The organism is Halorarius litoreus (genome assembly GCF_024362405.1).
In the GTDB taxonomy this organism is placed as follows: domain Archaea; phylum Halobacteriota; class Halobacteria; order Halobacteriales; family Haloarculaceae; genus Halorarius; species Halorarius litoreus.
This window is the reverse complement of sequence record NZ_CP101454.1, coordinates 2,071,286-2,097,381: the sequence shown is the minus strand read 5'-3', so window position 1 is coordinate 2,097,381 and position 26,096 is coordinate 2,071,286. Positions and strand designations below refer to the sequence as shown.

Below are 26,096 nucleotides of genomic sequence, written 5' to 3'. Positions count from 1 at the left end.
CGATGGCGCGGCCACCGCCGCCATGGTGACGGTAGCCGCCGAGTGTCGCCGCGCGGACGGCGTCACGCTGGTCGAGTGTCGGCTCACGAACGACCACGAGACGGCGATGCGCGCTCGACTCCGGAGCCGATTGAACGGGCCGACCTGGCCGCCGCGCGACGGCAGCCACGCAGCCCACGGCTGGGACGACGGCGAGTGGACGAGTCGGCTGCCGCCGGAGGGAACGGTCGGCGTCGGGTTCGCATCGCCCGCGCCACCGCTCGAGGATCCCGTTCACGTCGAGTCGCTGGACGAGGCCGGCGACCAGAACGGCCGGTTCGGGCAGGAGCCGACCCCTGACGACGTGGCTCGGGAGTTGACCGACCCACGGCCGCCGCGTGCGGGACTGTTCGAACCGACCGCCGACACGGAGACGACCGGGTGCGAAACCGCCGACGACAGTGGGCAGGCGTTCGGTGAAGAAACGGGTGCAGTGACCCCCACAGGCTACCCGACCGGGGACATCCCGCACGACCCCGAGGCGCTCCTCGACGCGGTCGACGTTCGCGTCGACCGTCTCGAAGCACTCGACGCCGTACGGACAGTTCCCGAGGCGACGGTCGCCGTCGCGGACGCCGACGGACTCGCCGGGGTCCGCGACCTGTGTGCGCGAACCGAGCGAGACCGCGACCGGCTGCTCAGGCTCGCGGCGCGGGCGGAGACGCTCGCGGGGCGAATCGAGGCGGCGAACGTCCCCATCGAGACGCTGGAGCGACTCGCGTGATTCTCGCAGTCGTCGGCGGGAAGGGTGGCGTCGGCAAGACGACCGTGGCGTACAACCTCGCCGCCGAAGTAGACGCCGTGGCGGTCGACGCGGACCTCGGGATGGCCGACCTCCCCGAGTCCCGTGGCCCGGACCTCCACGACGTGCTCGCGGGGCGCGCTTCGGCGATCGAGGCGGTCGACGAGTCCGGCCCGGTCGACCTGCTCCCCTGTGGGCGGACGCTCGCGGGGGCCCGTGCCTGCGACGTTCGACGGCTGCCCGAGGCACTCACAGCTGTCGAGCGAGCGTACGGGCGAGTGGTCGTCGACTGTCCGGCCGGCCTCGCGAGCGACTCGGGGGCGGCGTTGCTCGCCGCGGACGCCTGCGTGGTCGTGACCACCCCGTCGCGAGTCGCACTCGCGGACGCGCTCCGAGCGCGAGCGCTCGCTCGCGCACTCGACGCAGGACTGGCACGGGTCGTCGTCAACAGAAGCGACGGACAGGAAACCGAGGCGGTCCGGGATGCGTTGGGCGCGCCTGTCGTCGAGATACCGAACGCAGCGCACGTCTCGCGGGCGATGGCACACGGCCAGCCGGTCGCCGCGCTCGCACCCGACGCGACCGCAGCGGAGCGGTTCGAGGAACTGGCCGCGGGCGTTCAGCGGTCGGTCAGTTCGTGATACGTCGACCGGAGCGTGACGGGTGTCACGTCGGCCACGTCGGCGGCCTCGGCCTGCGTCAGTGAGTGGCCCCGCTCGGTCGCCGCCGCGTAGAGACAGGCCGCTGCCACGCCACAGGGATTTCGACCGACGGTCAGCCCCTCGTCGTCGGCCCGTTCGGCGAGCTCGCGGGCGGCGGCCTCCACCTCGCGCGGCAGGTCGAGCGCCGAGGTGAACCGCGCGAGATACGAGCGCGGGTCGATTGGTCCCGTTGGAAGGCCGAGTTCGCGGTTGAGCGCATCGTACGCCACTCGGAGTTCGTCCGCGTCGGCCTTCGCCCGTCGCGTTATCTCCTCGACCGTCCGGGCGACACCGTTCACCCGGCAGACCGCGTAGACGGTCGCCGCGGCGAACCCCTCCAGCGAGCGCCCGCGGAGGAGGTCCGCGTCCTGTGCCGACTCGAACAGCGTACACGCCTGCTCGCGGACAGGGTCGCCGAGTTCGAGTGCGCTCACGATGCGTCGAATCTCCGTGAACGAGTAGACCTGGTTCCGGTCCGTCTTCGACGAGATCTGCGCGCGCCGGTGCTGTGTTCGCATCCGCGCGACCCGCCGGCGTTTGCGACCTTTGAGCCGCGTCGACCGGCCGATTTCGGTCGAGAGCCCCCGGTCGTGTCGCGACCGCGTGAGCGGTGCCCCACACCGCTTCGGGTTCGTGTCGTCGTCCGCGAACGACCGCCACTCGGGGCCGCGGTCGAGCGCGTCCTCACCGACGACGAGCCCGCACTCGCCACAGATGGTCTCGGTTCCGTCGCTGTGTAGTCGACCGTCACACTCGGGGCACGCAGTTGCCGTCGTGCTCATATCTGAAACTGGCTCGCGATGGGGGTTAAAAACGGAGTCGTGAGGCCGCGAGTGACCACCGACGCACCGACGGGAACCCACCGGTGACCGGTAGGTTCGGCGAGTTCTCTCTGGCGTAGTTTTTAGTGAAATGAACCCACCAGAGCGCCTGTGACGCTCTCGGAGTTGGCCGCAGGGCTGGAGGTGACTGCCGAACAGGAGGCGCGCGGGGTGGCGGTGGTCGACGACACCGACACGCCGCTCGTCGAGCGACTCGAGCCGTTCGCCGACGCCCTGCCGTGTACCCCGGCTGCGGCGGCGACGCTCGTCGACAGCTACGCGACGGGAACGAGCGTCGGGGCCGCCGCTCGTGAGGCTGGTATCGCGCCCGTGACCGGAGCGAAGGCGCTCCACCTGCTCGGCGAGTCGGTCCATCCACTCGGCCCCACTGGCCAGCGAGTCGTGCGCGACTGGCTCGATGCCCGACTCTCGCGAGCGGACGCCCTGGAGCTAACACAGTGTGACGACGCCGAGTTCGCACTCGCGGTGTTCGTCGAGACACACGACCCGCTCCCCGAGGCGCGCGAGGCGCTCGAAGGAGCGCTCGCAGTCGAACTGGCGGACCCGCTCGACGACGCTCGCTCGGACGCCGACGAGTTCCTATAGGCCGAGGAGTCCGTCGTCGAACTCGACGTCGAGGTCGCGGTCGAGTGTGGTCTCGGTCGCCTCGACGACCGCAGCAGCGAGCGCGCCGTCGGCCGTGTCACACACCGGGACCGCCCCCGGGTCGGTCGTGTCGCTCTCGGGAACGGCGACGTCCGCGACGCCCGTCTCGGTCGTGCGGGTGGCGACCGACGCGTCGACTTCGCAGCCGACATCTGCCAGTCGGTCCCGCATCCGGGCGAGGGCGTCCGTCCCCCGCGTTGTTCCGGGCGTGACGAGCGCGACCCGGTCGGCGACGGTCACCGCCGCGACCGCCTGGTTCGCCGCGATTGGCGGCGTGTCGACGAGCACGGCGTCGTACTCGCGGGCGGCGGTCTCCGCGAGGCGTTCGAACCGCCGTGCGGCGTCGGGCGTCTTCGCCCGCGCCAGCCGCTCGAACGGCGCGTACGCCGGTGCGGCGACGACCCGACCGCTCGTCTCGACCGGGAGTTCGACGAGTCCGTCGTCGAGCGGCCACTCCTCGGTGACGAGCGCGGTCACGTCCGGGTCGATGCGGCCCTGGACGTGGTCGGCGAGCCCCTGTGTCGCGTACGCCGCATCGAGTATCGCCACGTCGTCACCGTCGCGGGCGAGCGTCGCCGCGACCTCCACCGTCACCCGCGTCGTCCCCGCGCCGCCGGTCGTGCCGACGAACGCCGTGATATCGCTCATACTCCTGGTGGTCGGCGGTTCCGACAAAAAATTACTGTTCCTGGTGTCGAAAGGAATCGGAGAGTGACCGGAGCGTTGAACTTCGCTCCGACCCACCCCCCGAGCGTGCCGTCGCGCCGCCCCTACGACGAGGTCAAGTCCATGATCGCGCTCATCCTCGGGCTTCCACTCCTCGTGGCGCTGGTGTGGCTCCTGCTCGGCTACACGAACCTCGTGTGGGGCGAGTTCGGTATCGGAGCTGCGGCGCTGTTTCTCCTCGCGGGCGTCGTGGTCCTCGCGGGGCTGACGCTGAAAAGCTACTCGCTGCTGCAGGAAGCCGGCGGGCGGTAGTTCAGACTCGCTCTGAGATGTCGTCGCGGATCTCGTCCAACTCGCCGTCCGCGAGACTGGGCCGTGAGCCCGCGACGGCGTGGATGGGACCGCCCCCGTCGCCCTCGAATCGCGGGACGATGTGGGCGTGGGTATGCGGAACCTCCTGGCCAGCAGCCTCGCCGTTGTTGAACGCGATGGTCGACCCCTCGGCATCGACGGCGTCCTGTACGGGGCCGACGAGCCCGTGGAGGGTCTCGAACACGGCGGCGGCCGTCTCCCCGTCCATGTCCTCGACGTGCTCGTGGTGCGCTTTCGGGACGACGAGCGTGTGACCGGGCGCGAGCGGGTTGGCGTCGAGGAACGCCAGCGTCTCGTCGTCCTCGTGGACGGTTCGCGAGGGGAGTTCCCCCGCGACGATGCGGCAGAAGATGCAGTCGTCGTTCATGGACGGGGGTCGGCACACTGGCCGAAAAGCGTCCCGACTGGGACTAGGCTTTTGCCCCGGAGCGTGCCAACAGAGACCATGGAGTTCGAGACGCATATCCAGGAGTCGACGTTCCACAGCCCGTTGGCCGACTTCGAGGAGGTCACCGAGACCATCGAGGTACGGACCGACCCGCTGACCGGTCGCACGGCGCGTATCGCCGATGGCGCGTTCGCGACCCCCGACGACTACGACATCGACTCCGTGGTCTCGGACGCCGAGGGCTGTTTCTTCTGTCCCGGCACGGTCGAGGAGGCCACGCCGACGTACCCCGAGTGGATGGACGTCGAACGCGGGTCGTGGGGCGAGGCGACGTCGTTCCCGAACCTCAACCCCTACGCCGCCCACTCGAACGTCGTGGCGCTGACGGAGACGCACTTCCAGCCGATGGAGGCGTTCACCCCCCGTCAGTTCGCCGACGGCCTGAACGCGGCCCTGGAGTTCGTCCACGCGGCGTTCGACCACGACGAGACGGCGCAGTACGCCTCGGTGAACATGAACTTCCTCAAGTCGGCGGGGTCGAGTATCGTCCACCCGCACATGCAGGCGCTCGTCGACGACCGCGGGACGAACGAGGGGCGTCGACTCGCCGAGGCTGCGGCAGACTACCGGAGCCGCGAGGGGAGCGACTACTGGCAGGACCTCGTTGACGCCGAGCGCGATGGCGAGCGGTGGATCGGCGAGACGGGGCCGGTCGACTGGCTGGCCGCGTTCGCCCCGAAACACCACCGGCACGTCCTCGGCGTGGTCGACCGCGAGGGCGTTCCCAGCCCCGATGGGGCAGCCGTCGACGGTATCAGCGAGGGGCTGACGCACGTACTCGCGTCGTACGCCGAGGCCGGACTCAACGCGTTCAACGTCGCCATCCATCTCACGGCGGACCACCAGACGCCCGTCGTGAACGTAATCGCCCGGTCGGTGTTCGACGAGTACTACTGGTCGGATTCGCCGTACTTCACGGTACTCCACGACGAGGGGGTCGTCACCACCGCGCCCGAGGCGTACGCGGCCGACGCCCACGAGCAGTTCTGACCGACGCAACGCCTTTCGCGGTCGCCACGTGTGGGACGGTATGCAACTGCAACTGGCCGACCTCGACGGCCCCATCACCGACGTTCACGTCCACCTCATGCCTGGGCGCCTGATGGCAGCCATCCGCGACGCGCTCAACGACGCCGCCGGCTGGGAGTTTCCCCACCCGGTCGAGCGCGAGGCAATCGAGTCGAACCTCCGGAAGGCGGGCGTCGAGCGGTACGTCGCGCTGCCGTACGCACACAAGCCGGACGTCGCCGCCGACCTCAACGACTGGGTGCTCGCCCGCGCCGAGGAGTCGGAGCTGGCGGTGCCGTTCGCCACGGTCCACGGCGACGATTCCGTCCACGAGGTCGTCCGCGACGCCTTCGAGTCCGGCGCGCGCGGCCTGAAGTTCCAGTGTCCGGTCCAGGGGTGCGGGCCCGCGGACCCGCGGCTCGACCCGGCGTTCGAACTCGCCGCCGCGTACGACCGGCCCATCCTCTTTCACGCCGGGACCGCGCCGATGTTCCGCGACTCCCCGCACGTCGGTATCGACCAGTTCCGACAGTTTCTCGCGTCGTACCCCGACGTGCACGCCTGCTGTGCGCACATGGGCACGTTCGAACACGAGGCGTTCATCGAGACCGCCTACGACAACGAGAACGTCTTTCTCGACACCTGTTTCGCGATGTCGACCGCGGTTGGCGACGCGATGGAGTTCGACCCCGACTCCATCGACGACGCGGTGTTCGAGGACCTCGCCGGCCGCATCATGTACGGGAGCGACTACCCGAACATCCCGCACACGTACCGGGCGGAACGCGAGGGGCTACTGGCGCGCGACCTCTCCGACGACGCGTTCGACGGGCTGTTTCGGACTGCCGCCGACCGGTTCCTCGGCGACGCCTAGTCGTCCTGCTCGCGCGGCCGCGTCCCGGTGAACGGCCGCGGTGTCTGTTCTTCACGCGCGACGAACGCATCGGCCCGTGCGTGGAACTCCTCGCTGTCCCAGACTCTCGCCGTCAGGTCGCGAGCCATCTCCTGGCCCATGAGTCCGAAGTTCGTCCACGGCTTCATGATGGCCTTGATGGTGCGATACGCCTGCGGGCTCTTCTCGTCGGCGATGGTCGACAGGAGGTCGGCCGCTCTCTGTTCGGCCTCGCCATCCGGGACGACGCGCGTGATGAGTCCGATGGCCTTCGCCTCCTCGGCGTCGAGCAAGCGACCCGTCAACAGCAGGTCCTTCGCGCGCTTCTCGCCGACCATCAGTGGGAGAAGTTGGACGCCGCCGCCCGCCGCGGTCGACCCGACGTTGACCTCGGGCTGGCCGAACCGCGCCGATTTCCCGGCGACGATGATGTCACACGCCGAGACGAGTTCGTTCCCACCGGCGACACACGTCCCCTCGACGCCCGCGATGACGGGCTTGCCAGTATCCCGGATGAGGTCGAGCGTCTCGAAGTAGGCGGTGAGCCAGCGAGAACCCTCCTCCCACGAGAGGTCGCGGAGTTCGTCGAGCGACGCGCCCGAGCAGAACGGCTCGTCCGTCGACGACAGCAGGATGCCGCGCACGTCGTCGTCGCGGTCCGCCGTGACGATGGCGTCGGTGAGTTCGTCGAGCAGTCGCCCGGTGACGAGGTTGCCCGTCTCGGGGCGCGCGAGCCGAATGCGCGTGAGGCGGTCGTCGTCGGGCGCGTCGACCGTGATGGTCTCGTACGGCATGTGGAGTGGCGACAATCCCCACAGGCATAACGGTGGGCGTCGACCCACTGATAAACTGCCGGGAACTCAGGAGGTATTTGTGACCATCGGCAGAGTGTAACGTATGACTAGTCGCCGGATGCGTCGCCATCGTCTCCTGCTGTGGGCCCTGCTCGCCGCGGCCTTCCTCCTGGTGAACTTCCACCGGACGGCGACCGCGGTGCTCGCGGACACGCTCGCGCGGTCGTTCGACACGACGGCCGCCGAACTGGGCGTCCTCCATGCCTCGTTCTTCTACATCTACGCCGCCCTCCAGCTCCCGGCGGGGCTCGTGGTCGACCGCTACGGTCCGCGATGGGTCGGTGCCGTCGGGCTGGCGCTCATGAGCGGTGGCGTCGTATGGTTCGCGCTCACCGAGACGTACACGATGGCGCTCGTCGCCCGGGCGGTCGTCGGCCTCGGCGGGAGCGTCATGTACGTCGCCACCCTGCGGTTTCTCGCGTCGTGGTATCTCCCGGAGGAGTACGCCACGATGACGGGATGGACCATCGCCGCGGCGGGCATCGGCGGGATACTGGCGACGACGCCGCTCGCACTGGCCATCGAGGCGACGGGGTGGCGCGTCTCGCTGCTCACCGCGGGAGCGGTCGGTGGCGTCACCGCCGTCGCCGTCCTCCTGCTCGTCCGGGACACGCCGAGCGACGTCGGCTACGAGAGCGTCGGCGCGCCCGACCAGGCGACCGCGTCGCTCGGCGAGGTGGTGGCGAACACCAAGCAGGTGCTCCGCGAACCCGAGACGTGGCTGATGGGCCTCATGCTGTTCTTCGTCCTGGGGGTGAACGTCACCGTCCTCGGGCTGTGGGGCGTCCCGTTCATCGTCGACACCTACGGCGTCTCGGTGGCGAGCGCCTCGACGTACGTCCTGCTCGGCAACCTCGGGTTCGTGCTCGGCCCGCCGGCGTTCGGCGCGCTCTCCGACCGGCTGGAGATGCGAACGGGGCTCATCGTCGTCTCGGCCGTCGCCTTCACGCTCGCGTACGCGGTGCTCATCCTCGTCCCGCCGCTGCCCGTCGTCGGCGCCAGCCTGCTGTTCGCGCTGTTCGCGAACGGTGGGGTCGCGCTCACGTTCACGGTCGGGAAGGAGCGGCACGCACCCAAAGTCGGGGGGACCATCACGGGCGTCATCAACAGCCTCGGCTACTTCGGCGCGGCCGTGTTCCCTGCGCTGATGGGCGTCGTCCTCGACGCCTACTGGACGGGCGAGACCATCGCCGGCGCACGGGTCTACACGGTCGCGGGCTACCGCGTCGCGTTCGGCATCGCGACCGCCGCTGGCGTGCTCGCGGCGGGCTGTGCGCTGTGGCTCCACCGCCGGACGACCGGCCCGACGACGAGGCAGGCGACGACAGTCGCGGACGACTGAGTTCGGGATCAGACGCCGAGTTCGTCCGCGAGGTCGTGGAACGTCGCGGCTTCGAAGCCCGGACAGTCACCCGCGAACGCCTCCCACGGCCCCCCCTCACGATTGAGCCACGTCGACTGCATCCCGGCGTTCGTGCAGCCGAGCACGTCGAACGAGGGGCCGGCGACGTGACAGACACGGTCGATGGGCGTGCCCACTCTGGCGGCCGCGTGCCGATAGATTTCGGGTGCGGGCTTGAACGTCTGTACCTCGTCGGCGCTGATGGTGTCCGAGACGAGCCCTCCGATGTCGGCGTGCTCGACCATCGAGTCGAGCATCTCTGGGTTCCCGTTCGAGACGACGTAGACGTCGTAGCCGCCGTCGACGAGCCGGTCGAGCCCGTCGCGAACGTCCGGGAACACGTCGAGTTCGTGGTAGACCGAGAGGATGTCCGCGATGTCCTGGTCGGTGAGTTCCTGGCCGTTCGCGGCGGCCGCATACGAGAGTGCGTCGCGGTTCATCTCGTAGAACGGCTGGTAGAAGCCGATGGCGTTGCCGACCATCGTGTACATGATCGAGCGGGCACGCCACTCGACGGCGATGCGTTCGACACGCGAGGCGTCGACGTACTCGCCGAGCTTGGCGACGGTGGCGTACGGGTCGACGAGGGTGCCGTAGGAGTCGACGGTGATCGTCTCGATACGGTCGGGGTCGAATGACATACCGTCGCACACGACCGGGGGGGGAACTTAGCCGTGTGCCGTCTCACCGACCCCACCAACCAGTCATCGAGCTGAACAGTCCGTGGAATCGGCCACAGCGAACTTGGGGCTCACGGCACTGGCCCCGAGTATGCAACGACGACGTTTCCTCGCGGCGACTGGTGCGGCAGGGATGCTCGCGGTCGCTGGTTGTTCGAACGTCCGACCCGCCCCCGAGGTCGTGAGCGCCGAAGCCCGGAGCGGCCTGCTCGGCCCAACGACCATCGACGTGGTCGTAGAGAACACCGGCGCGTCGGGTGACGTCCGCGTGCAGGTGACCATCTACAGCGAGGGCCAGACGGTCCAGAGCAAACACGACCGGACCGTCTCGATGGACCGTGGAGAACGGCGCGAGGTGACCTTCGAGATCGACCTCGACAGCGAAGCCGAGTCGTACACCGCGACCGCATCGCCAACGGGCTTCCTCTGAGTTCCGCCGTCTGAATCGGGTCCGACGCTGGAGAGCGATACCTATCAGCTGCTTACTCACGACAGGTCGAACTTACGTCGGGCGACACGACCAGATCGGCCCGAAATAACGTCGACTTACGGCGATCTGTCGGCAGCTTTCTCAGAGATGGCCGAGCTTTAGCAATTGGAAGTGACGTATAACTATCGCTGCCTGTCCTGTGTGTCGGTTGTCGGTTCGATACCGACGCACAACAATGACTACAGGACCAGACTCAGGTGACGAAAGAGCAATTCCGACGATGGCAGAGGTACGGCGTCGAGCAACCAGCAGACGGAGTGTTCTCGCCGGCACCGGCGCAGTCGTCGGTGCTGGCATCCTCGGCGTCAGCAGCCCAGCGTTAGCCCAGTCGGACGACGATGACGTGCCGCACCAGTTCAACCAGCCGAACACGGACGCCGACGTGCTCCAGTACGCGTTGACGCTCGAACGGCTGGAGGCGAGTTTCTACGAGGCTGGCCTCGACGAGTTCGACGCAGACGACCTCGAGTCGGCGTCGATACTCGACGACTTCGACGACGAAATCGTCGAAGCCGTCCCGGAGTATCTCGAGATCGCCGCCCAACAGGAGGCGACGCACGTCGACCAGTTAGAGCGCGTCCTCAACGTGCTCGGCGTCGATCCGGGAGACGCCCCGGCCTTCGAGTTCGACTTCGAGACACCGACCGAGTTCCTCGAGACGGCGCGGGTGCTCGAGAACACAGGTGTCGCCGCATATGCCGGCGCGGCCCCCGCCATCGAGAGCCCTGACATCCTCTCGGCGGCGCTGTCCATCCACAGCGTCGAGGCGCGTCACGCCGGCTATCTCAACCTCCTGTTCGGTGAAGCCCCGTATCCGGACGCGTTCGACGCCGCGCTCTCGATGGGAGAGGTACTCGAAGCCATCCAGCCGTTCCTCCCCAGCGAGGAGACGCCCGAAGAGACACCGGAGGAAACCCCGGAGGAGACACCGGAGGAAACCCCGGAGGAGACACCGACGGAAACCGAGACGGAGATGCCGACGGAAACCGAGACGGAGATGCCGACGGAGACACCCGAGGAGACGGCCACCGGCACGGACACGGGGTTCGACACGGCGACGACGACGCCTGACGGGAGCTAACGGTCGCTCGCTCTCGGCAGCGTCTCGGCGAGTGCCTCGAGATACGATTCCCGAGTGTAGCCCAGTCGTGAGAGCCACACTTCCTGATACGACGGGTGAAGAAGTGGAATCACCGTCCCGATCTCGGTGTCGACAGGGGTGAGCACGGCATCGAGGAACCTGTCGAGCGTTCGACCCTCGGCGGCGAACACAGATGTCGTGGCGTGTTTGCCCGTCGTCAGAATCGCGTCGGGTGCGACCTGCTCGATTTCCTCAAGCAGATAGGGCCGACAGTTCTCGCGCTCCTCACCGGTGGGGTCGCGGTTTCCGGGTGGGTGGCACTTGACCGCGTTCGTGTAGTAACAGTCACCGCCGTAGCCGAGATCCGACAGCATCGTTCTGATCTTCCGTCCGGAGGCTCGCGAGGTGTAGGCCATCCCGGTCAGGTTGCCGCCCTGCCAGTCGTCGGCGTCCGGATTCCCCTCGGCTGGAGCCTCTCCCACGACCACGAGCGAAGCGTCGAGCGGACCGACACCCCACGAGATGCGGGTTCGGGCCGCACAGAGGTCGCTACAGCGGCGGCAGTCCTGGGCGAGTGGGTTTCGGGCCGCGGAGTCGGGGAACTCGACGTCGCGCACTACTCGGTGAGCGGCAGGAACACGCCGAAGATGAACGGCGAGAGGAGGAACATGAGCGTCCCGATGATCTCCATATCGGTGAACAGGGTGTCCTCCCACGCCGGGAGCGTGTAGTGGAGCGCGTGCGCCGTGAGTTCTGCGCCCGCGCCGATAGCGAACAGCGCGAAACCGATGGCGACACCGGCTTTCGTCAGTTTCGGGTAGTCGAGCGAACCGTACCGTCCCATGCTCCGGAGTGCGGCCATCCGGAGCAAAAACGTTCCGGGCCATCCTGCGACACAGTGACACGAAACCCCTATTGTCGATGGCTGGTGAGAGGAAGCATGCGCGAAACGCTCCCCGACGTGGTCGTCGAGGCTGGAACGCTGTTGTTCGACCTGTTCGTCGCCGTCGTGTTGACGCTCGCCGGAATCGGTGCAGAACTCCAGAGTGCCCAGACGTTCGGCTCCGACACGCTGATGGCGGCGTGGCTGGGCTACATGGGTCTCATCGCGCTGTACGCCGGGCTCGTCGTGTTCGGGCAGGGGCGACTGCTCGGCCGACTCCAGCACAACTGAACGGCCGCTACCCCCGGCCACGACACGCCGACATTCTTTCATCGCCTCCGAGACTGCATTTCAGCCGCTGAGAAGACGCTTCCCGGTTTATGACAGTACAGGATAAGACAGTCGTATGACCGAATCGATGCTGGTCCAGAAAGCCACCCTCCTGCTCTTCGTCCTAGTCACTGTGATGACGGTGCTCGTCGTCGTCGGGAGTATCTCGATGCTGGTCACGCCCGGGTGACGTGGGCGTAGCCGCACGGGAAACCCCTGGACGGCCGCACCTGCAAGACCGATTCGCCTTTTAGGGCGGGGCGACACTCCCCTCCCATGGAACGTTTCGCAGCGGTCGACGACCAGTACGACCCGGACGCGGTCGAGGACCGCGTGTTCGACTACTGGGACGAGGTCGACGCCTACGAGCAAACCGTCGCCCACAGAGCGGACGGCGAGGACTTCTTCTTCGTCGACGGCCCGCCGTACACCTCGGGGGCAGCACACATGGGGACGACGTGGAACAAGTCGCTGAAGGACGCGTACATCCGCTACCACCGGATGCAGGGGAAGCACGTCACCGACCGCCCCGGCTACGACATGCACGGGCTGCCCATCGAGACGAAAGTCGAGGAGCAGCTCGGCTTCGAGAACAAGAAGGACATCGAGGCGTTCGGGATGGAGAACTTCATCGAGGAGTGCAAGGAGTTCGCCGACGACCAGCTCGAGGGGCTCCAGGACGACTTCAAGTCCTTCGGCGTCTGGATGGACTGGGAGAACCCCTACAAGACGGTCTCGCCGGAGTACATGGAGGCCGCGTGGTGGGGGTTCGCGCAGGCACACGAACGCGGCCTCGTCGAGCAAGGGAAACGCTCCATCACCCAGTGTCCCCGGTGTGAAACCGCCATCGCGAAGAACGAGGTCGAGTATCACGAGGTCGAAGACCCCTCCATCTACGTCAAGTTCCCCCTTCGTGACGAGGAGGGGAGCCTCGTCATCTGGACGACGACCCCGTGGACCATCCCGGCGAACACGTTCGTCGCGGTCGACGAGGACGTGACGTACCAGCAGGTTCGCGCCGAGAAGGACGGCGAGGAGGACGTCCTTTACCTCGCGGAGGGTGTCGTCGAGGACGTCCTGAAGAAGGGTCGGTACGAGGACTACGAGGTGCTCGACGAGCTGCAGGGGTCGGAGATGCTCGGGTGGACCTACGACCACCCGCTCGCCGAGGAGGTGCCCGACCACCCGAGCTTCGAGGGCGCCGGGCAGGTGTACCACGCCGATTACGTCGAGGTCGACCGCACGGGGCTCGTCCACTCCGCGCCCGGCCACGGGCAGGAGGACTTCGAGCGCGGGCAGGAGCTCGGCCTCGACATCTTCTGTCCCGTCGGCTCCGACGGCGTCTACGACGAGCGTGGCGGCAAATACGCCGGCGAGTTCGTCCGCGACGCCAACGACGACATCATCGCGGACCTCGATGCCGAGGGCTACCTCCTCGCCGCCGAGTCGTACGTCCACGACTACGGGCAGTGCTGGCGGTGTGACACGGACATCGTCTTCCTCGCGACCGACCAGTGGTTCATCACCGTCTCCGACATCAAAGAGGAACTGCTCGCGAACATCGACGACAGCGAGTGGTACCCGCAGGAGGCCCGCGACAACCGATTCAAGAACTTCGTCGAGGACTCCCCCGACTGGAACGTCTCCCGGCAGCGCTACTGGGGCATCCCCATCCCCATCTGGACCCCCGAAGACTGGTCGGGTGAGATGGACGACGTCGTCGTCGTCTCCACCCGCGAAGAGCTCGCCGAACGCGTCGACCAGGACGTGGACCCCGACGAGGTCGACCTCCACCGACCCACGGTCGACGACCTGACCATCACCGAGGAGGGCACGACCTACACCCGCGTCCCGGACGTCTTCGACGTCTGGCTCGACTCCTCGGTGGCGTCGTGGGGGACCCTCGACTACCCCTCCGAGACGGAGGCGTTCGAGGAGCTGTGGCCCGCCGACCTCATCATGGAGGCGCACGATCAGACCCGCGGCTGGTTCTGGTCGCAGCTCGGGATGGGCACCGCCGCCGTCGGTGAGATCCCGTACGAACAGGTGCTGATGCACGGCTGGGCGCTCGCCGAGGACGGCCGCAAGATGTCGAAGTCCATCGGCAACGTCGTGACGCCAGGGGAGGCACTCGACAGACACGGCGCCGACCCGATGCGGCTGTTCCTGCTCTCGCAGAACCCGCAGGGCGACGACATGCGGTTCTCCTGGGACGAGATGGAGAACATGCAGCGGGAGCTCAACATCCTCTGGAACGTGTTCCGCTTCCCGCTGCCGTACATGCGGATGGACGACTTCGCTCCCGACGAGGTCACGCTCGCGGACTGCGACCTCGAACAGGTCGACCGCTGGCTCCTCTCGCGGCTCCAGACCGTCAAAGAGGAGATGGACGCCGCGTGGGAGGGCTACCGACAGGACCAGGCGCTCGACGTCCTGCTGGAGTTCGTCGTCGAAGACGTCTCGCGGTTCTACATCCAGGTCGTGCGCGAGCGCATGTGGGAAGAGGATGACAGCGACTCGAAGCAGGCCGCCTACGCGACGTTCTACAACGTCCTGCTGGAGACCGTCAAGCTGTTCGCCCCCTACGCGCCGTTCGTCTCCGAGACCATCTACGGGACGCTCACCGGCGAGGCGGGCCACCCCACCGTCCACATGTGCGACTGGCCGACCTTCGACGAGCAGTGGTACGACCCGCAGCTCGAAGCAGACGTGGACGTCGTTCGCGCGGTCGAGGAGGCGGGCTCGAACGCCCGCCAGCAGGCCGAACGCAAGCTCCGGTGGCCCGTCACGCGCGTGGTCGTCGCCGCCGACGCCGACGCCGTCGCCGAGTCGGTCGACCGCCAGCGCGACCTCCTGTGTGAACGACTCAACGCCCGCGAAATCGAGATCGTCGAGCCCGGCGAGAGCTGGGAGGAACTCGCGTACGGCGCCCGCGCCGACATGTCGGTGCTCGGCCCGGCCTTCGGTGGCGACGCCGGCGAGGTGATGAACGCGCTCAACGCCGTCAACGTCGGCAGTCAGGACCTCGACGAGCTCGAAGCGGCCGTCGCCGAGGAGCTCGGCCGCGAGGTCGAGCTCGACCCGGAGATGATCGAGTTCGTCACCCAGACGCCCGAGGGCGTCGAGGGGACGGAGTTCCGGGTCCGCGCGGCCGACGGCCGCGACACGGGCGAGTCGGGTGGCGTCGTCTACGTCGACACGACGCTCACCGAGGACATCGAGAGCGAAGGGTACGCGAGAGAGGTCATCCGCCGCGTCCAGGAGATGCGGAAGGAACTCGAACTCGACATCGACGCCGAGATCCGCCTCGACCTCGACGTGGCCGACGACCGCGTGGCCGACCTCGTCCGCGAGCACGAGGCCCTCATCGCCGGCGAGGTCCGTGCCGCGGAGTTCGGCGACGTCTCGGACGGCCACCGCAAGGAGTGGGACGTCGAGGGCGTTCAGATGACCATCGCCGTCGAGCCGCTCGCGGCGGCATCGGCCGACGACTGACCACCCAGAAACGATAACTCCGGGCGGTCCGTTTCCGGAAGCGTGTCACGACCGACGCGGCTTCTCGTCTCCTGTCTCGTCCTCGTGAGCCTGCTCGCCGTCCCCGGGGTGGCGACCGCGGCCGGGGCACCCGCCACCGACGCCGCGACGGCGAACGCCACCCAGTCGGACGCCGTCGCCCAGACGTTCACCGCGTCGCTCACGCCCGACGACCCCGGGACGATTCGTGTCGAACTCGCCTACGAGATTCCCGACGACGTGACGACGCTCTCGACCCGTCTCCCCGAGGGCGTACGGGTCCAGTCGACGAACGGCTTCCAGCGGCGCTCGGGAACGACCTACGACTGGACGCGGACCACGGACACGCCCTCCATCACCTACGCCATCGACGTGAACCAGACCATCAGCCGGGGGACCGAGGGCGAACAGACCGGTGGCTACCTCTACGTCGACGCCGGCGAGTGGGCCATCGCCCGCGCGCCCCGTGCCGGCGTGACGTACTCGGGGACCGGCGCCCAACCCGACCTCGTCACCGACTACGCGTTCACCGGCGACGGGGCCACGTCCGGCGACATCCTCTATCTCGGCCGCTTCGAGGAGCATCGGCGGAGCGCCGCCGGCCAGACCATCCGGCTCGTCGTGCCTGCCGAGGCGTCGCTGCAGTCCTCGCCCGACGCCGTCCTCGACACGCTCGCGAGCGCGGCCGAGTCGCTCTCCATGGGCCCGACCGACCCCGAGGTGGTCGCCATCGCCGCCCCCACCACGGTCGAGTGGGGGTCGACCGGTCTCCAGCGCGGCGAGAGCGACTTCTGGGTGCTCGACGACCAGCGGGTCGACAGCCCGAGCAACGTCTGGATACACGAGTACGTCCACACCCGGCAGGTGTACCGGCCGACCGACGCGACCCGCTGGTCGGTCGAGGGGATGGCCGACTACTACGCCGCGTTCCTCACCTACCAGCAGGACCGCATCAGCTACGACCGCTACCGCCGCCACCTCGAAACCGCCGAGAAACACCAGGACGCTGTCCTCGCCGAGCCGGAGACGTGGGAGGGGACGTTCGCCAACTACGACAAGGGCGCGCTCGTGTTCGCGGCGCTCGACCGGCAGATGCGCCTCGACAGTGACGGCGAGGCCACGCTCCAGGGTGCGATTCGCCGTTTCAACGACGGAACCGTCGAGCAGGACGAGTTCCTGTCGGCGGTCGAGGCCGCGAGTGGGTCGGACCCCCGGGCGTTCGCTCGGCGCTACACCGAGACCGACGCCGTCCCCGAGACGTGGAGCCAGCAGGAGCAACGACAGGCGTTCGGCGGCCCGCAGCCGGCCTTTGTCTACGAGTTCGTCCCACCCTACGAACGCTCCGGGCCCTATCGGAGCGACACGGTCGGGGCCACGCCGACGGTCGTCCTCGGCGAGTCGCTCAGCCTGCGGGTGGCCGTCGAGAACACGGGCAGCGAGCCCGGCGACTACACCGCCGTCCTCCGTACGAACGGTGAGCGGGTCGCGACCCGGAACGGTCAGTTGGCGCCCGGCGCTCGCGAGGTGCTGACGTTCGACCGGTCGTTCGACACGCGAGGGAGCGTCCGGTTCACCGTCGAGAGCGCAAGCGAGACCGTGACCGTCCGCGAGCCGGCGACGCCGCGAGTGACCGGCATCGACACCCCCCGGCGGGTCGCCCCCGGCGAGTCCGTGACGCTGACTGCGACGGTCGGCAACCCCGCGGGCCGGCCGGCGAACGGGACGGTGACGCTCGCGGTCGACGGCGACCCGCTCGCGACGAAACAGGTACGGCTCGAACCGAACGAGACGACGACCGTGACGGCGACGGCGAGCTTCCGTGACGGCGAACATCGCGTGACAGCCGGGAGCCGCGAACGGACGATTCGGGTCGTCGAGACGACGCCGACGACGCCTACCCGGTCAGAGAGCGTCACCCGGACGGCGGCAGTCTCGGCGACCGGCACCGTCCGGTCGCCCGACGGCGCGCGGGCGAGACAGACTCCGACGGGTGGAGGCGGCCCGGGCGTCGGCGCGCTCGGCGCGCTCGTGGCGCTGCTAGCCGTGGGCGGGCTGGCTAGCCGCCGGTAAGTCCCAAATCGAGCCACCGGTACGGCTTTCCCCCAGTCGGGAGAGTGAGGAGATATGCCCTCCAGGCGACAGCTTCTGACGGCGATAACGACGGTGACGGCGGCCGGCCTCGCCGGCTGTAGCGGTTCAGCAACCGGCGGCTCCGACACGCTCGACTGCCAGACGCTCGCGGTCGAACACGGCGACGGAACGGTTCTCGAACACGGCGTGATGGCCGACGTCGTCGACGACGACGTGCGGCTCGGCGTCCCGCTCAGCGTCGAAGCCGTCCGCGAGCACGACCTCGACCGCATCGAGGTGTTCGACGCCACCGACTCGCTGGCGTACACGATACCCGTCTCCGCCGGCGACGCGGCGCAGATGGCGAACAAGGTCGGCGTGAGCGAAGGCCAGCTCTACTACGAACAGTATCTCGGCGAACGGCCGTTCCACGGACGGTACCGGGTCGTCGCCGTGGACGCCGACGGGGAGACTGCCGACTCGCTTGTCGTCGAGTTCAACTGCTTCCCCGAGGTCGAGCGCGACTAGCGGGATGGCTAGCGGAGGTGGTCGGCGACCACGGGTGCGACCGAGACGGTGCTGACCGAGCGTTCGATGGTGTCGGTACCGTGGAGGCTCGCGAGCCCCGCGTTCGCCAGTTTCGTGCGGGCGTTGTCCGCGAGCATCGGGTGGACGCAGGTGACGTGGACCGCTCCGACGTCGCGCTCGTGGAGCTGGTCGATGGCCGAGGACATCGTCGAGCCGGTGGCGATGATGTCGTCGACGAGCACGACCACTCGACCCGAAACGTCCGTGTCCGACGGCTCGACGGACACCTCGCCGGTGTCGTAATCGCGCGTCTTCTCGAAGTAGTCCGTCTCACCGACGCCGTAGGCGTCGCGCACCGTCGCGGCCAGTTCGGTGGCGCCCTCGTCAGGGGCGAGAAACAGCGGGTCCTCGAGGTCGGGCAGCGGGTCGGCCAGCCGAGAGGCGGCGTCGACGGCCTCGCTCGGCACGTCGAAGAACTCGCAGACGGCGGGCTCGTGCGGGTTGACCGTGACGACGCGGTCCGTGCCGGTCGAGATGGCGCGGGCGACCGCTCGCGCAGAGACGGGTTCGCCCTCACGGAACGCGCGGTCCTGCCGCGCGTACCCCATGTACGGCAGGACGGTGACGACCTCGTCGAACGCCTCGCGCGCGAGGTCCTGCAGCTGGAGCAGTTCGAGGTGTGCCTCCGCCGAGGTGGTCGAGGCGACGACGACGGCGCGGTCGCCGCCCACCTCGGGGACGCGGCACTTGAACTCGCCGTCGGCGAAGCGGTCGGTCTCGACCGTCGCCAGCGGCTCGTCCAGTTCGGCTGCCAACGACGCCGAAAGCGACTGCGACGCCGACCCGGGGATAATCATGTGCGAGCCTCCCCCGCGAGGGCTAACAAGCGTTTCCTTCGACCACGCCTCGTTCAGGCTCGGTGATGAGACGCCTCCTATGGAACGGCGATGCGTCGCGCCTCGGGGAGCCCGAGCAGCCGGTCGCGCCACCCGTCTCCGGCGTTCACGAGGAACTGCCCGTCCGTGGTGACGGCGTAGACGGCATCGAGACCGAGCGTCACGTCGGCCACGTCGCCCGAGACGTCGGTGTCGACCCACTCGCCGTCTTCGCGCGCGACGAGTGTCCCGTCGGCCGCCACGGCGTACGCCCGCTCGCCGTCGGCTGCGACCGCTCGGAACGCCCCGTCGAGGGCGTCCATCCAGCCGTTCGCGAGATAGTAGAGCCCGTCGCCCGTCGCCGCCAGCACCTCGCCGTCGGTCGAGAGGTCGCGGGCGTCGTCGAGGCCGACGTGCTCGCCGTCGAGTCGAAACACACCCGCCTTCGTCGCGCACATCCCGCCCGCGATGGCGCGGACGTCGTCGAGGTCCGCGAGCGTGACCCACTCGCCGTCGTCGTGACGAGCCACCCGACCCTCGCCGGCGGCGACGAGCCCGTCGTCGAATCCCACAGCAGCGGCGGGGCCGAACCCCGTCTCAGCGAAGTCGTCGCCCGTGCCCACGAGCGCGTCGTCGGCCGCGACGGCGAGGCGGCCCTCGCTCCCGACGACATCGCGGGTGTCGCCACGGCGGGCCAGTCCGAACTCGCCGACGAGGTCCGCGGAGACCTCGACGCGGGCGAGTCCAGTTCCCGTCGCGACGAACACCGGCGTCGACCCCTCCTTCGACCCGTAGACGCGCTTCTCGTCCAGCGTGATGTCCTGCTCGGCGCTCATACCCGTGGTTCGGCCGTGGCCGCCGAAAGCGTTTACACCTCGGCGGCGGCCGCGCGGTGCCGCTCGTAGACGCCTTCTGCCCAGTCCATGGCGTCTGGACACGTACAGAGGAGGAGGCCGCGCAGCGAGCCGTCGGAGGCGTACGCGGCCAGCGACACCGCCTCGTCGTCGAACAGCGTCAGCCCGAACGGGAGCGAGCCGGGGGACTCGTACACCCGGAGGCCCGCCTCGACCGCGGCGTCGAACGCGTCGTACCCGGCCATCAGCGCGTCGAGCGCCGCCGGCTCGACCACGATTTCGATGTCACGGTCGCCGCACTCGACGTCCTCGTGGATGTCGGGCATGAATCGGGGAATGGCGACCGGCGAGAGCGTCCAGAGGCGGTCGGCCTCGTCGGCGACCGCCTCGAACGTCGTCAGGGGGCGCTCCGGGGCGTGCCGCTCGGGCATGACGACCTGCGACCGCTCGATGAACGACAGCGGGAGGTGAACGTCGGCGGGCACCGCCGACAGCACTGACCGGACCGCACACAGTCGCTCGACCGTCGCTCGATAGTCGTCGTGTTTGCGCCGGGCGAGTCGCCCGAACTGCGTCAGTGCGTACCCCTCGTCCGTCACCCGGACGACGCCCACCGTCTCCAGTTCGCGCAGACCCTTGTACACCGTGGAGCGCGCGACGCCGAGCCTCGCTTCGAGGTCGGCTTTCGACCGCGGACCATCGGCCAGTGCCTCGACCAGCGGTCGCCGGTTCGACAGCGCGGTCGCGACCCCCTCGGCGCTCGTGTCGGGGTCGGTCCAGCTCATACGCCGCGAGTTGGTGTCGGTGGACAAGAAAGTTCCCATCGACAGCGGCGAGGTATGGCGGTTCGTTCGTGACTCGAACACGATGAGTGCCGCCGAACAGCGAATCAGTCGGTGAGGTAAACAGGCCACATCACACAGGTCGAATCGCATGCCCGCTGACAGCCGCAGTTGGCCCTCCAAGGCAGCTGTACTGGTGGCCGTCGCGGCGCTCGTGCTCTCCGCGTTGCCGCTCGGTGCGGCCGCGCTCACGGCGCCCACGACGACCGCCATCGCAGAGGATTCCGACCCGGGGAACGTCTCCCGGGTCTTCGTCGAACCGCGATACGAACGCCTCGAACTGAAGCCCGGTGAGTCCGACAGCCTCACGGTGACGGTCGTCAACGACGACGACCACGCCGTCACGCTCTCGCCCGAGGTCGTCCAGCCCCGGCAGGCCCGCTACCGCATCAAAGACGCGTGGGTCGACATCGACGCCCCGACCACCGAACTCGCCGCCGGCGAGGAGGTCGAGGTGACCGTCTCGGTGGCGGTCCCCGAGGACGCCGAACTCGCCCGCTACCGCGGCGAGGTGGCGTTCACCAACGAGACCGTCCAGTACGGCGACGCCCCGCCGCGGCGCGTCCACACGCTGAACCTCAACGTCGAGGTGTTCGAGGAGCCGACCGTGTTCGTCCGCTCCGAACGCTACCTCCACTCGCAGGTCGAAGCCGGCGAGTCGTACACCCACTCCATCGTCGTCGAGAACACCGACGACGAGGCCGTCCCGCTGAATCCCGAAATCGAGACCCGCCGGAACAGCTGTCACGGTCCCGGCTGTCCGGCGAGTCTCGATCGCTCGTGGCTCTCCATCGACGCCCCCACCGAGGTTCCCGCTGGCGACACTGCGACCGTCGAGGTGACGGTTTCGCCGAGCGCCAACGCCGACCGGGGTCGCTACGACGCCGAGCTCACCCTCGGGCTCGAAGACCCCAACCGCCCACAGGACGACCGCTACTGGCAGCGTCTCGACCTGAACTTCCAGGTCTGGAAACAGCCCGACTCGCCGTTCGAGACGACGTTCGCGGTCCGCGAGACCGACGAGTCGGTCGCAGTCGAGCTCTCCGCCGGTGACTACTACCGGATGGAGAACGGCGAGCCCGCCAGCTTCGACGTGGCGTTCGTCGCGCCCAACGGCACCGTCGTCGACGCCGAGCGGACGACCACGACCAAGCGCGGCCACGTCGACCTGAGCGGCCAGCCGCGCGGCGCCGACGCCGACCGCGCGTACGCCGTCAACGGCGGCCAGCGCACCTTCGAGTATCGCCTCCCCGCCGAGGACCCCGCTGCCGGCGAGTGGACGCTCCGCGTCATGCCGCAGGACACCGTCCAGTTCGGCTACCGCATCGTCCGCAACGCCTCGGCGTAACCACCACCCCCGTTTTCGCGCCTCCTGACCGCGCGTTGTCACGCGTCGGCTGCGAGCGACATCACTTTGAGTGCCGGCGACAGAAGCTGTCGCATGAAGGTTTTCGGGTCCAGCGGCGTCCGCGGTGTCGCCAACGAGGAGTTGACACCCGCGTTCGTCCACCGGATCGCACTCGCGGCGGGCACGGTCTGGTCTGCCGACGCGGCCGCGGTCGCCCGTGACACCCGGACCACCGGCCGGATGCTCGCCGACAGCGCCGCGTCCGGCCTCGCCGCCACCGGGCTCGACGTCCACCGGCTCGGCGTCATTCCGACACCCGGCGCACAGGCGTACGCCGAACGCGAGGGCGTCCCCGTCGTGATGGTGACCGCGAGCCACAACCCCCCGGAGTACAACGGTGTGAAACTCGTCGGGGCGGACGGCGTCGAACTCTCTCGCGACGCGCTCGAGCGCGTCGAGGAGCGACTGCTCGCCGAGCAGTTCGACACGGCGACGTGGGACGAGACGGGCGAGACGGTCGTCGTCGAGTCCGCGCGTCGACGCTACATCGAGGAGCTGCTCGCGGCCGTCGACCGCGAGACCATCGCCGACGCCGACCTCACGGTCGCGCTCGACCCCGGTCACGGCGCGGGCTCGCTCACCTCACCGACGTTCTTCCGAAAGCTCGGCTGCCGCGTCGTCACCGTCAACGCCCAGCCCGACGGCCACTTCCCGGGGCGCGACCCCGAGCCCGTCCCCGGGAACCTCGAGGACCTCGGCCGACTCGTCCGGGCGACCGAGGCGGACGTCGGCATCGCCCACGACGGCGACGCCGACCGCGCCATCTTCTTCGACGAGCACGGCGAGTACATGGAGGGCGACGCGACGCTCGCGGCGCTCGCCGCGGCCGACCTCGGCTCCGGCGACACGACCGTCTCGGCGGTCAACGTCTCTCAGCGACTCGTCGACGTGGCGGAGGCGAACGAGGCAGCACTCGACCTGACGCCCATCGGCTCGACGAACATCATCACCCGCATCCGCGAGCTTCACCGCGCGGACGAACACGTCCCCGTCGCCGGCGAGGGGAACGGCGGTGTCCTCTTCCCGGACTACCGACTGGCGCGCGACGGCGCATACACCGCCGCCCGCTTCCTCGAACTGCTGGCGGACGCTACCGCGAGTGAGGTCGTCGACCCGTACGACGGCTACGAGAACGTCCGCGTCAACCTCGAGTACGAGTCCGAGGACGAGCGGGAGGCGATGCTCGCCGCCGCCGAGCAGTACGCGAGCGAGGCCGACGCGCAGCCGACGACCATCGACGGCTACCGGCTCGACTACGGCGACGCCTGGGTGCTCGTCCGCCCCTCGGGGACGGAACCCGTCGTCCGGGTGTACGCGGAGGCGCGCGGCCCCGACCGCGCGTCTGCGCTGGCCGAGGAGGTCCGCGCGGCGCTGGCAGACGCGCGAGCAGACGCCTAGTCACTCAAGCCGTTCGACTTGCACGAGCGCCGCCGGTTCGTCCCACCCGTACACCTCGGGGTCGAGGTCGCCGACGCCCTGAATACCGGGGTGCGGTGTGATGACGCCGTCTTCGGCGAGGTCGGGGTCGCTCTCGGTCGTGCCCCCGTCGGGCTCGCCACCCTGGATGAGCGACTGGGCGGGCGGCACGAGGTCCTCGAACAGTTCGGTGTTCTCCTCGGTCCCGACGTCGTAGCCGTTGGCGTAGTACGTCCGCGACGCGTTGACCGCCTGTGGGAGCGGGACGGTGTCGAGCCCCACGATGCCGTCGTTCGTCGCGATGAGCATCGCGACGACGGTCAGGTGGGTCGCGCTCGCGTCGGAGTCGAGTTCGAGCGTCGTGAAGTACGGGTTGCCCGTCTCACCGGGGTCGGCCTGCGGCACGAGCGGGGCGTTGCCGACGGCCGCAGCCCGGATGGCGTCCGTCTCCTCGATGAGCCCCACGAGCGGGGTGAGGTTCCCGTTCTCCGCGAGCTGCTGGGTCGGCTCGTTCGCCGGGTCGCCGACGGAGAACACCTCGACGCTCGGTCGGTGAGCGGCCGCCGCCGGCGGGGTGAACGGCTGGCCCGTCGTGAGGTTCGCGACCGTCACGCGGTAGCGACGGGCGCCACCACCACCGTCGCCGCCGTTCCCGTTCTCCCCCTCGCCGTTCTCCCCCTCGCCGTTCTCACCCCCCTCCTGGGCGGCCGTCCACCCGCTCCCGAGCGTGAGCCCGCCGAGCGTCGCCCCACCGAGTCCGAGTGCCGTCCGCCGATTCATCGGCAAGCCGTCACCGGCGGTCATCGTCCGTCACCTCGCCGTCGTCGTGTTACTGTCGTGGTCATACCAATCGACTTCCGGACGCTGGGTCGGGAGGGGCTTTGTTATTCGAGCAGTATGCGCCAGTAATCCGGGCCGTGCTGCAGGTAACGGCGGGCCAACGACGCTGCGGTGGCGGTCGTCTCGCAGTGAAAGGCGAGCTTTCGGTCCGTATCGGCTACGGTTCCGGTACGGTGTCGAGCTGGCGCTCGAGCGCCTCGCGTTCGGCCCGGCGGCGCTGGAGGTCACGGGCGACCCCACCGCTCGCCAGCCGCTCGCGGCCCTCCTCGCCGAGTTCCTCGCGGGCCATCGCCGCGGTCCGGAGCCGCTCGTAGTCGGTGGTCTCGGGGAGCGACCGGACCTCGCGCAGTCGCGCCTGAACGTCCTCGGGGGCGAAGCGGTTACAGACCGACGTGTACTCCTTGCACTCGTAGCGGAGCGTCTCGGCTGCCGGTGGCGGATAGGCGACCGTGAGCGGCGAGGCGTCGAGGCCCGTGAGGTAGGTCGTGTTGGTGGCGATATGCCGTTTGAGGTCGCCGGGGTTGTCGACGTAGTGGCCGAGCTTCGAGGCGGAGTAGTCGGCGTACTCGAGGAGGGTCGTGATGGACTCCTCGCCGACCGGATCCTCGTGGACGAACTCGGCCATCCGGCTGGGCGGTGACCGGAACGCGACCAGCGGATAGGCGTCGGCGGCGGCGACCACCTCGAGCACCTCGCGGGCCGACGCCTCGCGTTTGAACGTCCGGAACGCATCCATGACGGCCTCGTTGTACGTCTCGATCGGCTCGCGAATCTCCTCGACGGGCGCGTCGATGTCCACGTCCGCGAGTTCCTGCAGCCGTTCGAGGCGCTCGATATCGTCATCGAGCGTCTGGAGTCGCCTACGGGCGTCGCTTCGCGCCTCCCGAAGGAGGTCCTGTGCGGCCTCCCACTCGACGAGCAGGTCGGCGTACTCGCGGGCCGGGTCCAGCAGCTCGCGGGCGCGGTCGAAGTCGGTGCTCGACAGACGCTTCTTGTGGACGGCGTCGTCGGCCGCCTCGAACGCGTCGTAGGCGGGCAGCGACTCGTCGAGGTCGTCGACGTGGTCGGCGACCGCCTCCTGGAAGTTGATGTACGCCTCGAAGCCGGAGCCGGTCGCGGCCTCCTCGTTGTCGTCGAGCAACCGATGAAAGGTCCGGAACGCGCCCGTCGTCTTGCGGACGGCGCTCTCGCCGCCCGCCGCCTCGATGCGGTCGCGAACCCGCTCGTACTCGGTCACGGCCCGGTCGAGAGCCGCCAGTGTGCCCGCCGGGTCGGGCGCGGACTCAGTCGTCGTCATCGTCGGCGTACACGTCGTCGGGATCGAACACCTGCTCGCCCACCACCTCGCCGTCGAGCGTCCGGTGGAAACAGGACTCGTAGCCGGTGTGGCAGGCCCCGCCGGTCTGTTCGACGACGTAGAGGAGCGCGTCGGCGTCGCAGTCGACGCGGACCTCCTGAACCGACTGGGTGTGGCCCGAGGAGCCACCCTTCTGCCAGAGTTCGTCGCGCGAGCGGGAGTAGTAGTGCGCCAGGCCCGTCTCGCGGGTCGCCTCGAGCGCCTCGCGGTTCACGTACGCGAGCATCAGCACCGTCCCCGAGTCGGCGTCCTGGGTGACGGCAGGGACGAGGCCGTCGTCGCCGAAGTCGACGTCGATGGTCATGGTCGGGCTGACGG

The 26,096-nt window shown here is 68.9% G+C and carries 28 protein-coding genes; 15 read left to right on the top strand and 13 right to left on the bottom strand.

Going from position 1 to position 26,096, the window contains the following annotated elements; all coding sequences use genetic code 11:
- Positions 1 to 22: 22 nt before the first annotated feature.
- Together NL126_RS10760 and NL126_RS10755 are read left to right on the top strand one after the other, a co-directional pair.
- Positions 23 to 763 (top strand): DUF7857 domain-containing protein, encoded by a 741-nt coding sequence (locus tag NL126_RS10760; protein WP_255194875.1) that lies wholly within the window; start codon positions 23 to 25, stop codon positions 761 to 763.
- A complete protein-coding gene (locus NL126_RS10755) occupies positions 760 to 1,422 on the top strand; it encodes a nucleotide-binding protein (protein WP_255194874.1) in 663 nt (220 codons plus the stop codon). Before NL126_RS10760 ends, NL126_RS10755 begins: the two co-directional genes overlap by 4 nt.
- On the opposite strand, the gene NL126_RS10750 is transcribed toward NL126_RS10755, so the two are convergent.
- Positions 1,401 to 2,264 (bottom strand): transcription initiation factor IIB, encoded by an 864-nt coding sequence (locus NL126_RS10750; protein WP_255194873.1) that lies wholly within the window; start codon positions 2,262 to 2,264, stop codon positions 1,401 to 1,403. The genes NL126_RS10755 and NL126_RS10750 overlap by 22 nt on opposite strands.
- 150 nt (positions 2,265 to 2,414) lie before the next feature.
- Here NL126_RS10750 and NL126_RS10745 point away from each other — a divergent pair, with 150 nt between their 5' ends.
- Positions 2,415 to 2,909: a DUF7858 family protein gene (locus tag NL126_RS10745; RefSeq protein ID WP_255194872.1), complete on the top strand. Its 495-nt coding sequence runs from the start codon at positions 2,415 to 2,417 to the stop codon at positions 2,907 to 2,909.
- Here the strand turns inward: NL126_RS10745 and NL126_RS10740 are convergent.
- Positions 2,904 to 3,617 carry a MinD/ParA family ATP-binding protein gene (locus tag NL126_RS10740; protein ID WP_255194871.1) on the bottom strand — a complete coding sequence of 238 codons (714 nt, stop codon included), beginning with the start codon at positions 3,615 to 3,617 and terminating at the stop codon, positions 2,904 to 2,906. The genes NL126_RS10745 and NL126_RS10740 overlap by 6 nt on opposite strands.
- A 105-nt stretch (positions 3,618 to 3,722) precedes the next feature.
- Here NL126_RS10740 and NL126_RS10735 point away from each other — a divergent pair, with 105 nt between their 5' ends.
- Positions 3,723 to 3,947, top strand: a complete 225-nt coding sequence (locus tag NL126_RS10735; RefSeq protein ID WP_255194870.1) for a hypothetical protein — start codon at positions 3,723 to 3,725, stop codon at positions 3,945 to 3,947.
- Position 3,948: 1 nt separating this feature from the next.
- On the opposite strand, the gene NL126_RS10730 is transcribed toward NL126_RS10735, so the two are convergent.
- Entirely contained in the window at positions 3,949 to 4,374 is a 426-nt protein-coding gene (locus NL126_RS10730; protein WP_255194869.1) for an HIT family protein, read from the bottom strand.
- Positions 4,375 to 4,452: 78 nt separating this feature from the next.
- On the opposite strand from NL126_RS10730, the gene NL126_RS10725 reads away from it, so the two are divergent.
- Both NL126_RS10725 and NL126_RS10720 read left to right on the top strand, forming a co-directional pair.
- On the top strand, positions 4,453 to 5,445 hold the full coding sequence (locus NL126_RS10725; protein WP_255194868.1) for a hypothetical protein: 993 nt from the start codon (positions 4,453 to 4,455) through the stop codon (positions 5,443 to 5,445).
- 40 nt (positions 5,446 to 5,485) lie between these two features.
- Positions 5,486 to 6,337 (top strand): amidohydrolase family protein, encoded by an 852-nt coding sequence (locus tag NL126_RS10720; protein ID WP_255194867.1) that lies wholly within the window; start codon positions 5,486 to 5,488, stop codon positions 6,335 to 6,337.
- On the opposite strand, the gene NL126_RS10715 is transcribed toward NL126_RS10720, so the two are convergent.
- A complete protein-coding gene (locus NL126_RS10715; protein ID WP_255194866.1) occupies positions 6,334 to 7,149 on the bottom strand; it encodes an enoyl-CoA hydratase/isomerase family protein in 816 nt (271 codons plus the stop codon). The two genes, NL126_RS10720 and NL126_RS10715, sit on opposite strands and share 4 nt — an antisense overlap.
- Positions 7,150 to 7,252: 103 nt before the next feature.
- Between NL126_RS10715 and NL126_RS10710 the strand changes: the two genes are divergently transcribed.
- Positions 7,253 to 8,551: an MFS transporter gene (locus tag NL126_RS10710; RefSeq protein ID WP_255194865.1), complete on the top strand. Its 1,299-nt coding sequence runs from the start codon at positions 7,253 to 7,255 to the stop codon at positions 8,549 to 8,551.
- An 8-nt stretch (positions 8,552 to 8,559) separates the two neighbouring features.
- On the opposite strand, the gene NL126_RS10705 is transcribed toward NL126_RS10710, so the two are convergent.
- On the bottom strand, positions 8,560 to 9,252 hold the full coding sequence (locus NL126_RS10705) for a haloacid dehalogenase type II (RefSeq protein ID WP_255194864.1): 693 nt from the start codon (positions 9,250 to 9,252) through the stop codon (positions 8,560 to 8,562).
- Positions 9,253 to 9,382: 130 nt separating this feature from the next.
- Here NL126_RS10705 and NL126_RS10700 point away from each other — a divergent pair, with 130 nt between their 5' ends.
- Both NL126_RS10700 and NL126_RS10695 read left to right on the top strand, forming a co-directional pair.
- Positions 9,383 to 9,721 (top strand): hypothetical protein, encoded by a 339-nt coding sequence (locus tag NL126_RS10700; protein WP_255194863.1) that lies wholly within the window; start codon positions 9,383 to 9,385, stop codon positions 9,719 to 9,721.
- Between the two features lie 280 nt (positions 9,722 to 10,001).
- Positions 10,002 to 10,862: a ferritin-like domain-containing protein gene (locus NL126_RS10695; protein WP_255194862.1), complete on the top strand. Its 861-nt coding sequence runs from the start codon at positions 10,002 to 10,004 to the stop codon at positions 10,860 to 10,862.
- On the opposite strand, the gene NL126_RS10690 is transcribed toward NL126_RS10695, so the two are convergent.
- Positions 10,859 to 11,479: a uracil-DNA glycosylase gene (locus NL126_RS10690; protein WP_255194861.1), complete on the bottom strand. Its 621-nt coding sequence runs from the start codon at positions 11,477 to 11,479 to the stop codon at positions 10,859 to 10,861. The two genes, NL126_RS10695 and NL126_RS10690, sit on opposite strands and share 4 nt — an antisense overlap.
- Positions 11,479 to 11,706, bottom strand: a complete 228-nt coding sequence (locus NL126_RS10685) for a DUF7860 family protein (RefSeq protein WP_255194860.1) — start codon at positions 11,704 to 11,706, stop codon at positions 11,479 to 11,481. Before NL126_RS10685 ends, NL126_RS10690 begins: the two co-directional genes overlap by 1 nt.
- A 96-nt stretch (positions 11,707 to 11,802) precedes the next feature.
- Between NL126_RS10685 and NL126_RS10680 the strand changes: the two genes are divergently transcribed.
- From NL126_RS10680 to NL126_RS10665, 4 genes are all read left to right on the top strand, one after another.
- Positions 11,803 to 12,036, top strand: coding sequence for a DUF8151 family protein (locus NL126_RS10680; protein WP_255194859.1), 234 nt, complete (start codon positions 11,803 to 11,805; stop codon positions 12,034 to 12,036).
- Between the two features lie 315 nt (positions 12,037 to 12,351).
- Positions 12,352 to 15,570, top strand: coding sequence for an isoleucine--tRNA ligase (gene ileS, locus NL126_RS10675; protein WP_255194858.1), 3,219 nt, complete (start codon positions 12,352 to 12,354; stop codon positions 15,568 to 15,570).
- Between the two features lie 42 nt (positions 15,571 to 15,612).
- Positions 15,613 to 17,658, top strand: a complete 2,046-nt coding sequence (locus tag NL126_RS10670) for a PGF-CTERM sorting domain-containing protein (RefSeq protein WP_255194857.1) — start codon at positions 15,613 to 15,615, stop codon at positions 17,656 to 17,658.
- A 54-nt stretch (positions 17,659 to 17,712) separates the two neighbouring features.
- Complete coding sequence (locus NL126_RS10665) at positions 17,713 to 18,186, top strand: hypothetical protein (RefSeq protein ID WP_255194856.1); 474 nt, start codon at positions 17,713 to 17,715, stop codon at positions 18,184 to 18,186.
- 8 nt (positions 18,187 to 18,194) lie between these two features.
- Here NL126_RS10665 and prs read toward each other — a convergent pair whose 3' ends face one another.
- The 3 genes from prs to NL126_RS10650 form a co-directional block, all read right to left on the bottom strand.
- Positions 18,195 to 19,043: a ribose-phosphate diphosphokinase gene (gene prs, locus NL126_RS10660; RefSeq protein ID WP_255194855.1), complete on the bottom strand. Its 849-nt coding sequence runs from the start codon at positions 19,041 to 19,043 to the stop codon at positions 18,195 to 18,197.
- A 77-nt stretch (positions 19,044 to 19,120) separates the two neighbouring features.
- Complete coding sequence (locus tag NL126_RS10655) at positions 19,121 to 19,897, bottom strand: HVO_0234 family beta-propeller protein (protein ID WP_255194854.1); 777 nt, start codon at positions 19,895 to 19,897, stop codon at positions 19,121 to 19,123.
- Positions 19,898 to 19,929: 32 nt separating this feature from the next.
- On the bottom strand, positions 19,930 to 20,700 hold the full coding sequence (locus NL126_RS10650; protein WP_255194853.1) for a helix-turn-helix transcriptional regulator: 771 nt from the start codon (positions 20,698 to 20,700) through the stop codon (positions 19,930 to 19,932).
- A gap of 148 nt (positions 20,701 to 20,848) precedes the next feature.
- On the opposite strand from NL126_RS10650, the gene NL126_RS10645 reads away from it, so the two are divergent.
- Positions 20,849 to 22,105 (top strand): COG1470 family protein, encoded by a 1,257-nt coding sequence (locus tag NL126_RS10645; RefSeq protein ID WP_255194852.1) that lies wholly within the window; start codon positions 20,849 to 20,851, stop codon positions 22,103 to 22,105.
- A gap of 93 nt (positions 22,106 to 22,198) precedes the next feature.
- Positions 22,199 to 23,563 carry a phosphoglucosamine mutase gene (gene glmM / locus NL126_RS10640; RefSeq protein ID WP_255194851.1) on the top strand — a complete coding sequence of 455 codons (1,365 nt, stop codon included), beginning with the start codon at positions 22,199 to 22,201 and terminating at the stop codon, positions 23,561 to 23,563.
- On the opposite strand, the gene NL126_RS10635 is transcribed toward glmM, so the two are convergent.
- From NL126_RS10635 to hisI, 3 genes are all read right to left on the bottom strand, one after another.
- Positions 23,564 to 24,385, bottom strand: coding sequence for a spondin domain-containing protein (locus NL126_RS10635; RefSeq protein ID WP_255194850.1), 822 nt, complete (start codon positions 24,383 to 24,385; stop codon positions 23,564 to 23,566). It lies immediately after the preceding gene.
- A 193-nt stretch (positions 24,386 to 24,578) separates the two neighbouring features.
- Positions 24,579 to 25,718, bottom strand: a complete 1,140-nt coding sequence (locus tag NL126_RS10630; RefSeq protein ID WP_255194849.1) for a DUF7118 family protein — start codon at positions 25,716 to 25,718, stop codon at positions 24,579 to 24,581.
- Positions 25,705 to 26,082 carry a phosphoribosyl-AMP cyclohydrolase gene (hisI, locus tag NL126_RS10625; RefSeq protein WP_255194848.1) on the bottom strand — a complete coding sequence of 126 codons (378 nt, stop codon included), beginning with the start codon at positions 26,080 to 26,082 and terminating at the stop codon, positions 25,705 to 25,707. The genes NL126_RS10630 and hisI overlap by 14 nt, the downstream gene beginning before the upstream one ends.
- Between the last annotated feature and the right edge of the window lie 14 nt (positions 26,083 to 26,096).

Excerpts from the sequence above, each read along its gene's own strand:
- NL126_RS10760 (WP_255194875.1), top strand. The coding sequence starts at position 23 with ATGGTGACGGTAGCCGCCGAGTGTCGCCGCGCGGACGGCGTCACGCTG.
- NL126_RS10750 (WP_255194873.1), bottom strand. The coding sequence starts at position 2,264 with ATGAGCACGACGGCAACTGCGTGCCCCGAGTGTGACGGTCGACTACAC.
- NL126_RS10740 (WP_255194871.1), bottom strand. The coding sequence starts at position 3,617 with ATGAGCGATATCACGGCGTTCGTCGGCACGACCGGCGGCGCGGGGACG.
- NL126_RS10730 (WP_255194869.1), bottom strand. The coding sequence starts at position 4,374 with ATGAACGACGACTGCATCTTCTGCCGCATCGTCGCGGGGGAACTCCCC.
- NL126_RS10725 (WP_255194868.1), top strand. The coding sequence starts at position 4,453 with ATGGAGTTCGAGACGCATATCCAGGAGTCGACGTTCCACAGCCCGTTG.
- NL126_RS10720 (WP_255194867.1), top strand. The coding sequence starts at position 5,486 with ATGCAACTGCAACTGGCCGACCTCGACGGCCCCATCACCGACGTTCAC.
- NL126_RS10715 (WP_255194866.1), bottom strand. The coding sequence starts at position 7,149 with ATGCCGTACGAGACCATCACGGTCGACGCGCCCGACGACGACCGCCTC.
- NL126_RS10710 (WP_255194865.1), top strand. The coding sequence starts at position 7,253 with ATGACTAGTCGCCGGATGCGTCGCCATCGTCTCCTGCTGTGGGCCCTG.
- NL126_RS10705 (WP_255194864.1), bottom strand. The coding sequence starts at position 9,252 with ATGTCATTCGACCCCGACCGTATCGAGACGATCACCGTCGACTCCTAC.
- NL126_RS10700 (WP_255194863.1), top strand. The coding sequence starts at position 9,383 with ATGCAACGACGACGTTTCCTCGCGGCGACTGGTGCGGCAGGGATGCTC.
- NL126_RS10695 (WP_255194862.1), top strand. The coding sequence starts at position 10,002 with ATGGCAGAGGTACGGCGTCGAGCAACCAGCAGACGGAGTGTTCTCGCC.
- NL126_RS10685 (WP_255194860.1), bottom strand. The coding sequence starts at position 11,706 with ATGGGACGGTACGGTTCGCTCGACTACCCGAAACTGACGAAAGCCGGT.
- NL126_RS10680 (WP_255194859.1), top strand. The coding sequence starts at position 11,803 with ATGCGCGAAACGCTCCCCGACGTGGTCGTCGAGGCTGGAACGCTGTTG.
- ileS (WP_255194858.1), top strand. The coding sequence starts at position 12,352 with ATGGAACGTTTCGCAGCGGTCGACGACCAGTACGACCCGGACGCGGTC.
- NL126_RS10665 (WP_255194856.1), top strand. The coding sequence starts at position 17,713 with ATGCCCTCCAGGCGACAGCTTCTGACGGCGATAACGACGGTGACGGCG.
- prs (WP_255194855.1), bottom strand. The coding sequence starts at position 19,043 with ATGATTATCCCCGGGTCGGCGTCGCAGTCGCTTTCGGCGTCGTTGGCA.
- NL126_RS10655 (WP_255194854.1), bottom strand. The coding sequence starts at position 19,897 with ATGAGCGCCGAGCAGGACATCACGCTGGACGAGAAGCGCGTCTACGGG.
- NL126_RS10650 (WP_255194853.1), bottom strand. The coding sequence starts at position 20,700 with ATGAGCTGGACCGACCCCGACACGAGCGCCGAGGGGGTCGCGACCGCG.
- NL126_RS10645 (WP_255194852.1), top strand. The coding sequence starts at position 20,849 with ATGCCCGCTGACAGCCGCAGTTGGCCCTCCAAGGCAGCTGTACTGGTG.
- glmM (WP_255194851.1), top strand. The coding sequence starts at position 22,199 with ATGAAGGTTTTCGGGTCCAGCGGCGTCCGCGGTGTCGCCAACGAGGAG.
- NL126_RS10635 (WP_255194850.1), bottom strand. The coding sequence starts at position 24,385 with ATGACCGCCGGTGACGGCTTGCCGATGAATCGGCGGACGGCACTCGGA.
- NL126_RS10630 (WP_255194849.1), bottom strand. The coding sequence starts at position 25,718 with ATGACGACGACTGAGTCCGCGCCCGACCCGGCGGGCACACTGGCGGCT.
- hisI (WP_255194848.1), bottom strand. The coding sequence starts at position 26,082 with ATGACCATCGACGTCGACTTCGGCGACGACGGCCTCGTCCCTGCCGTC.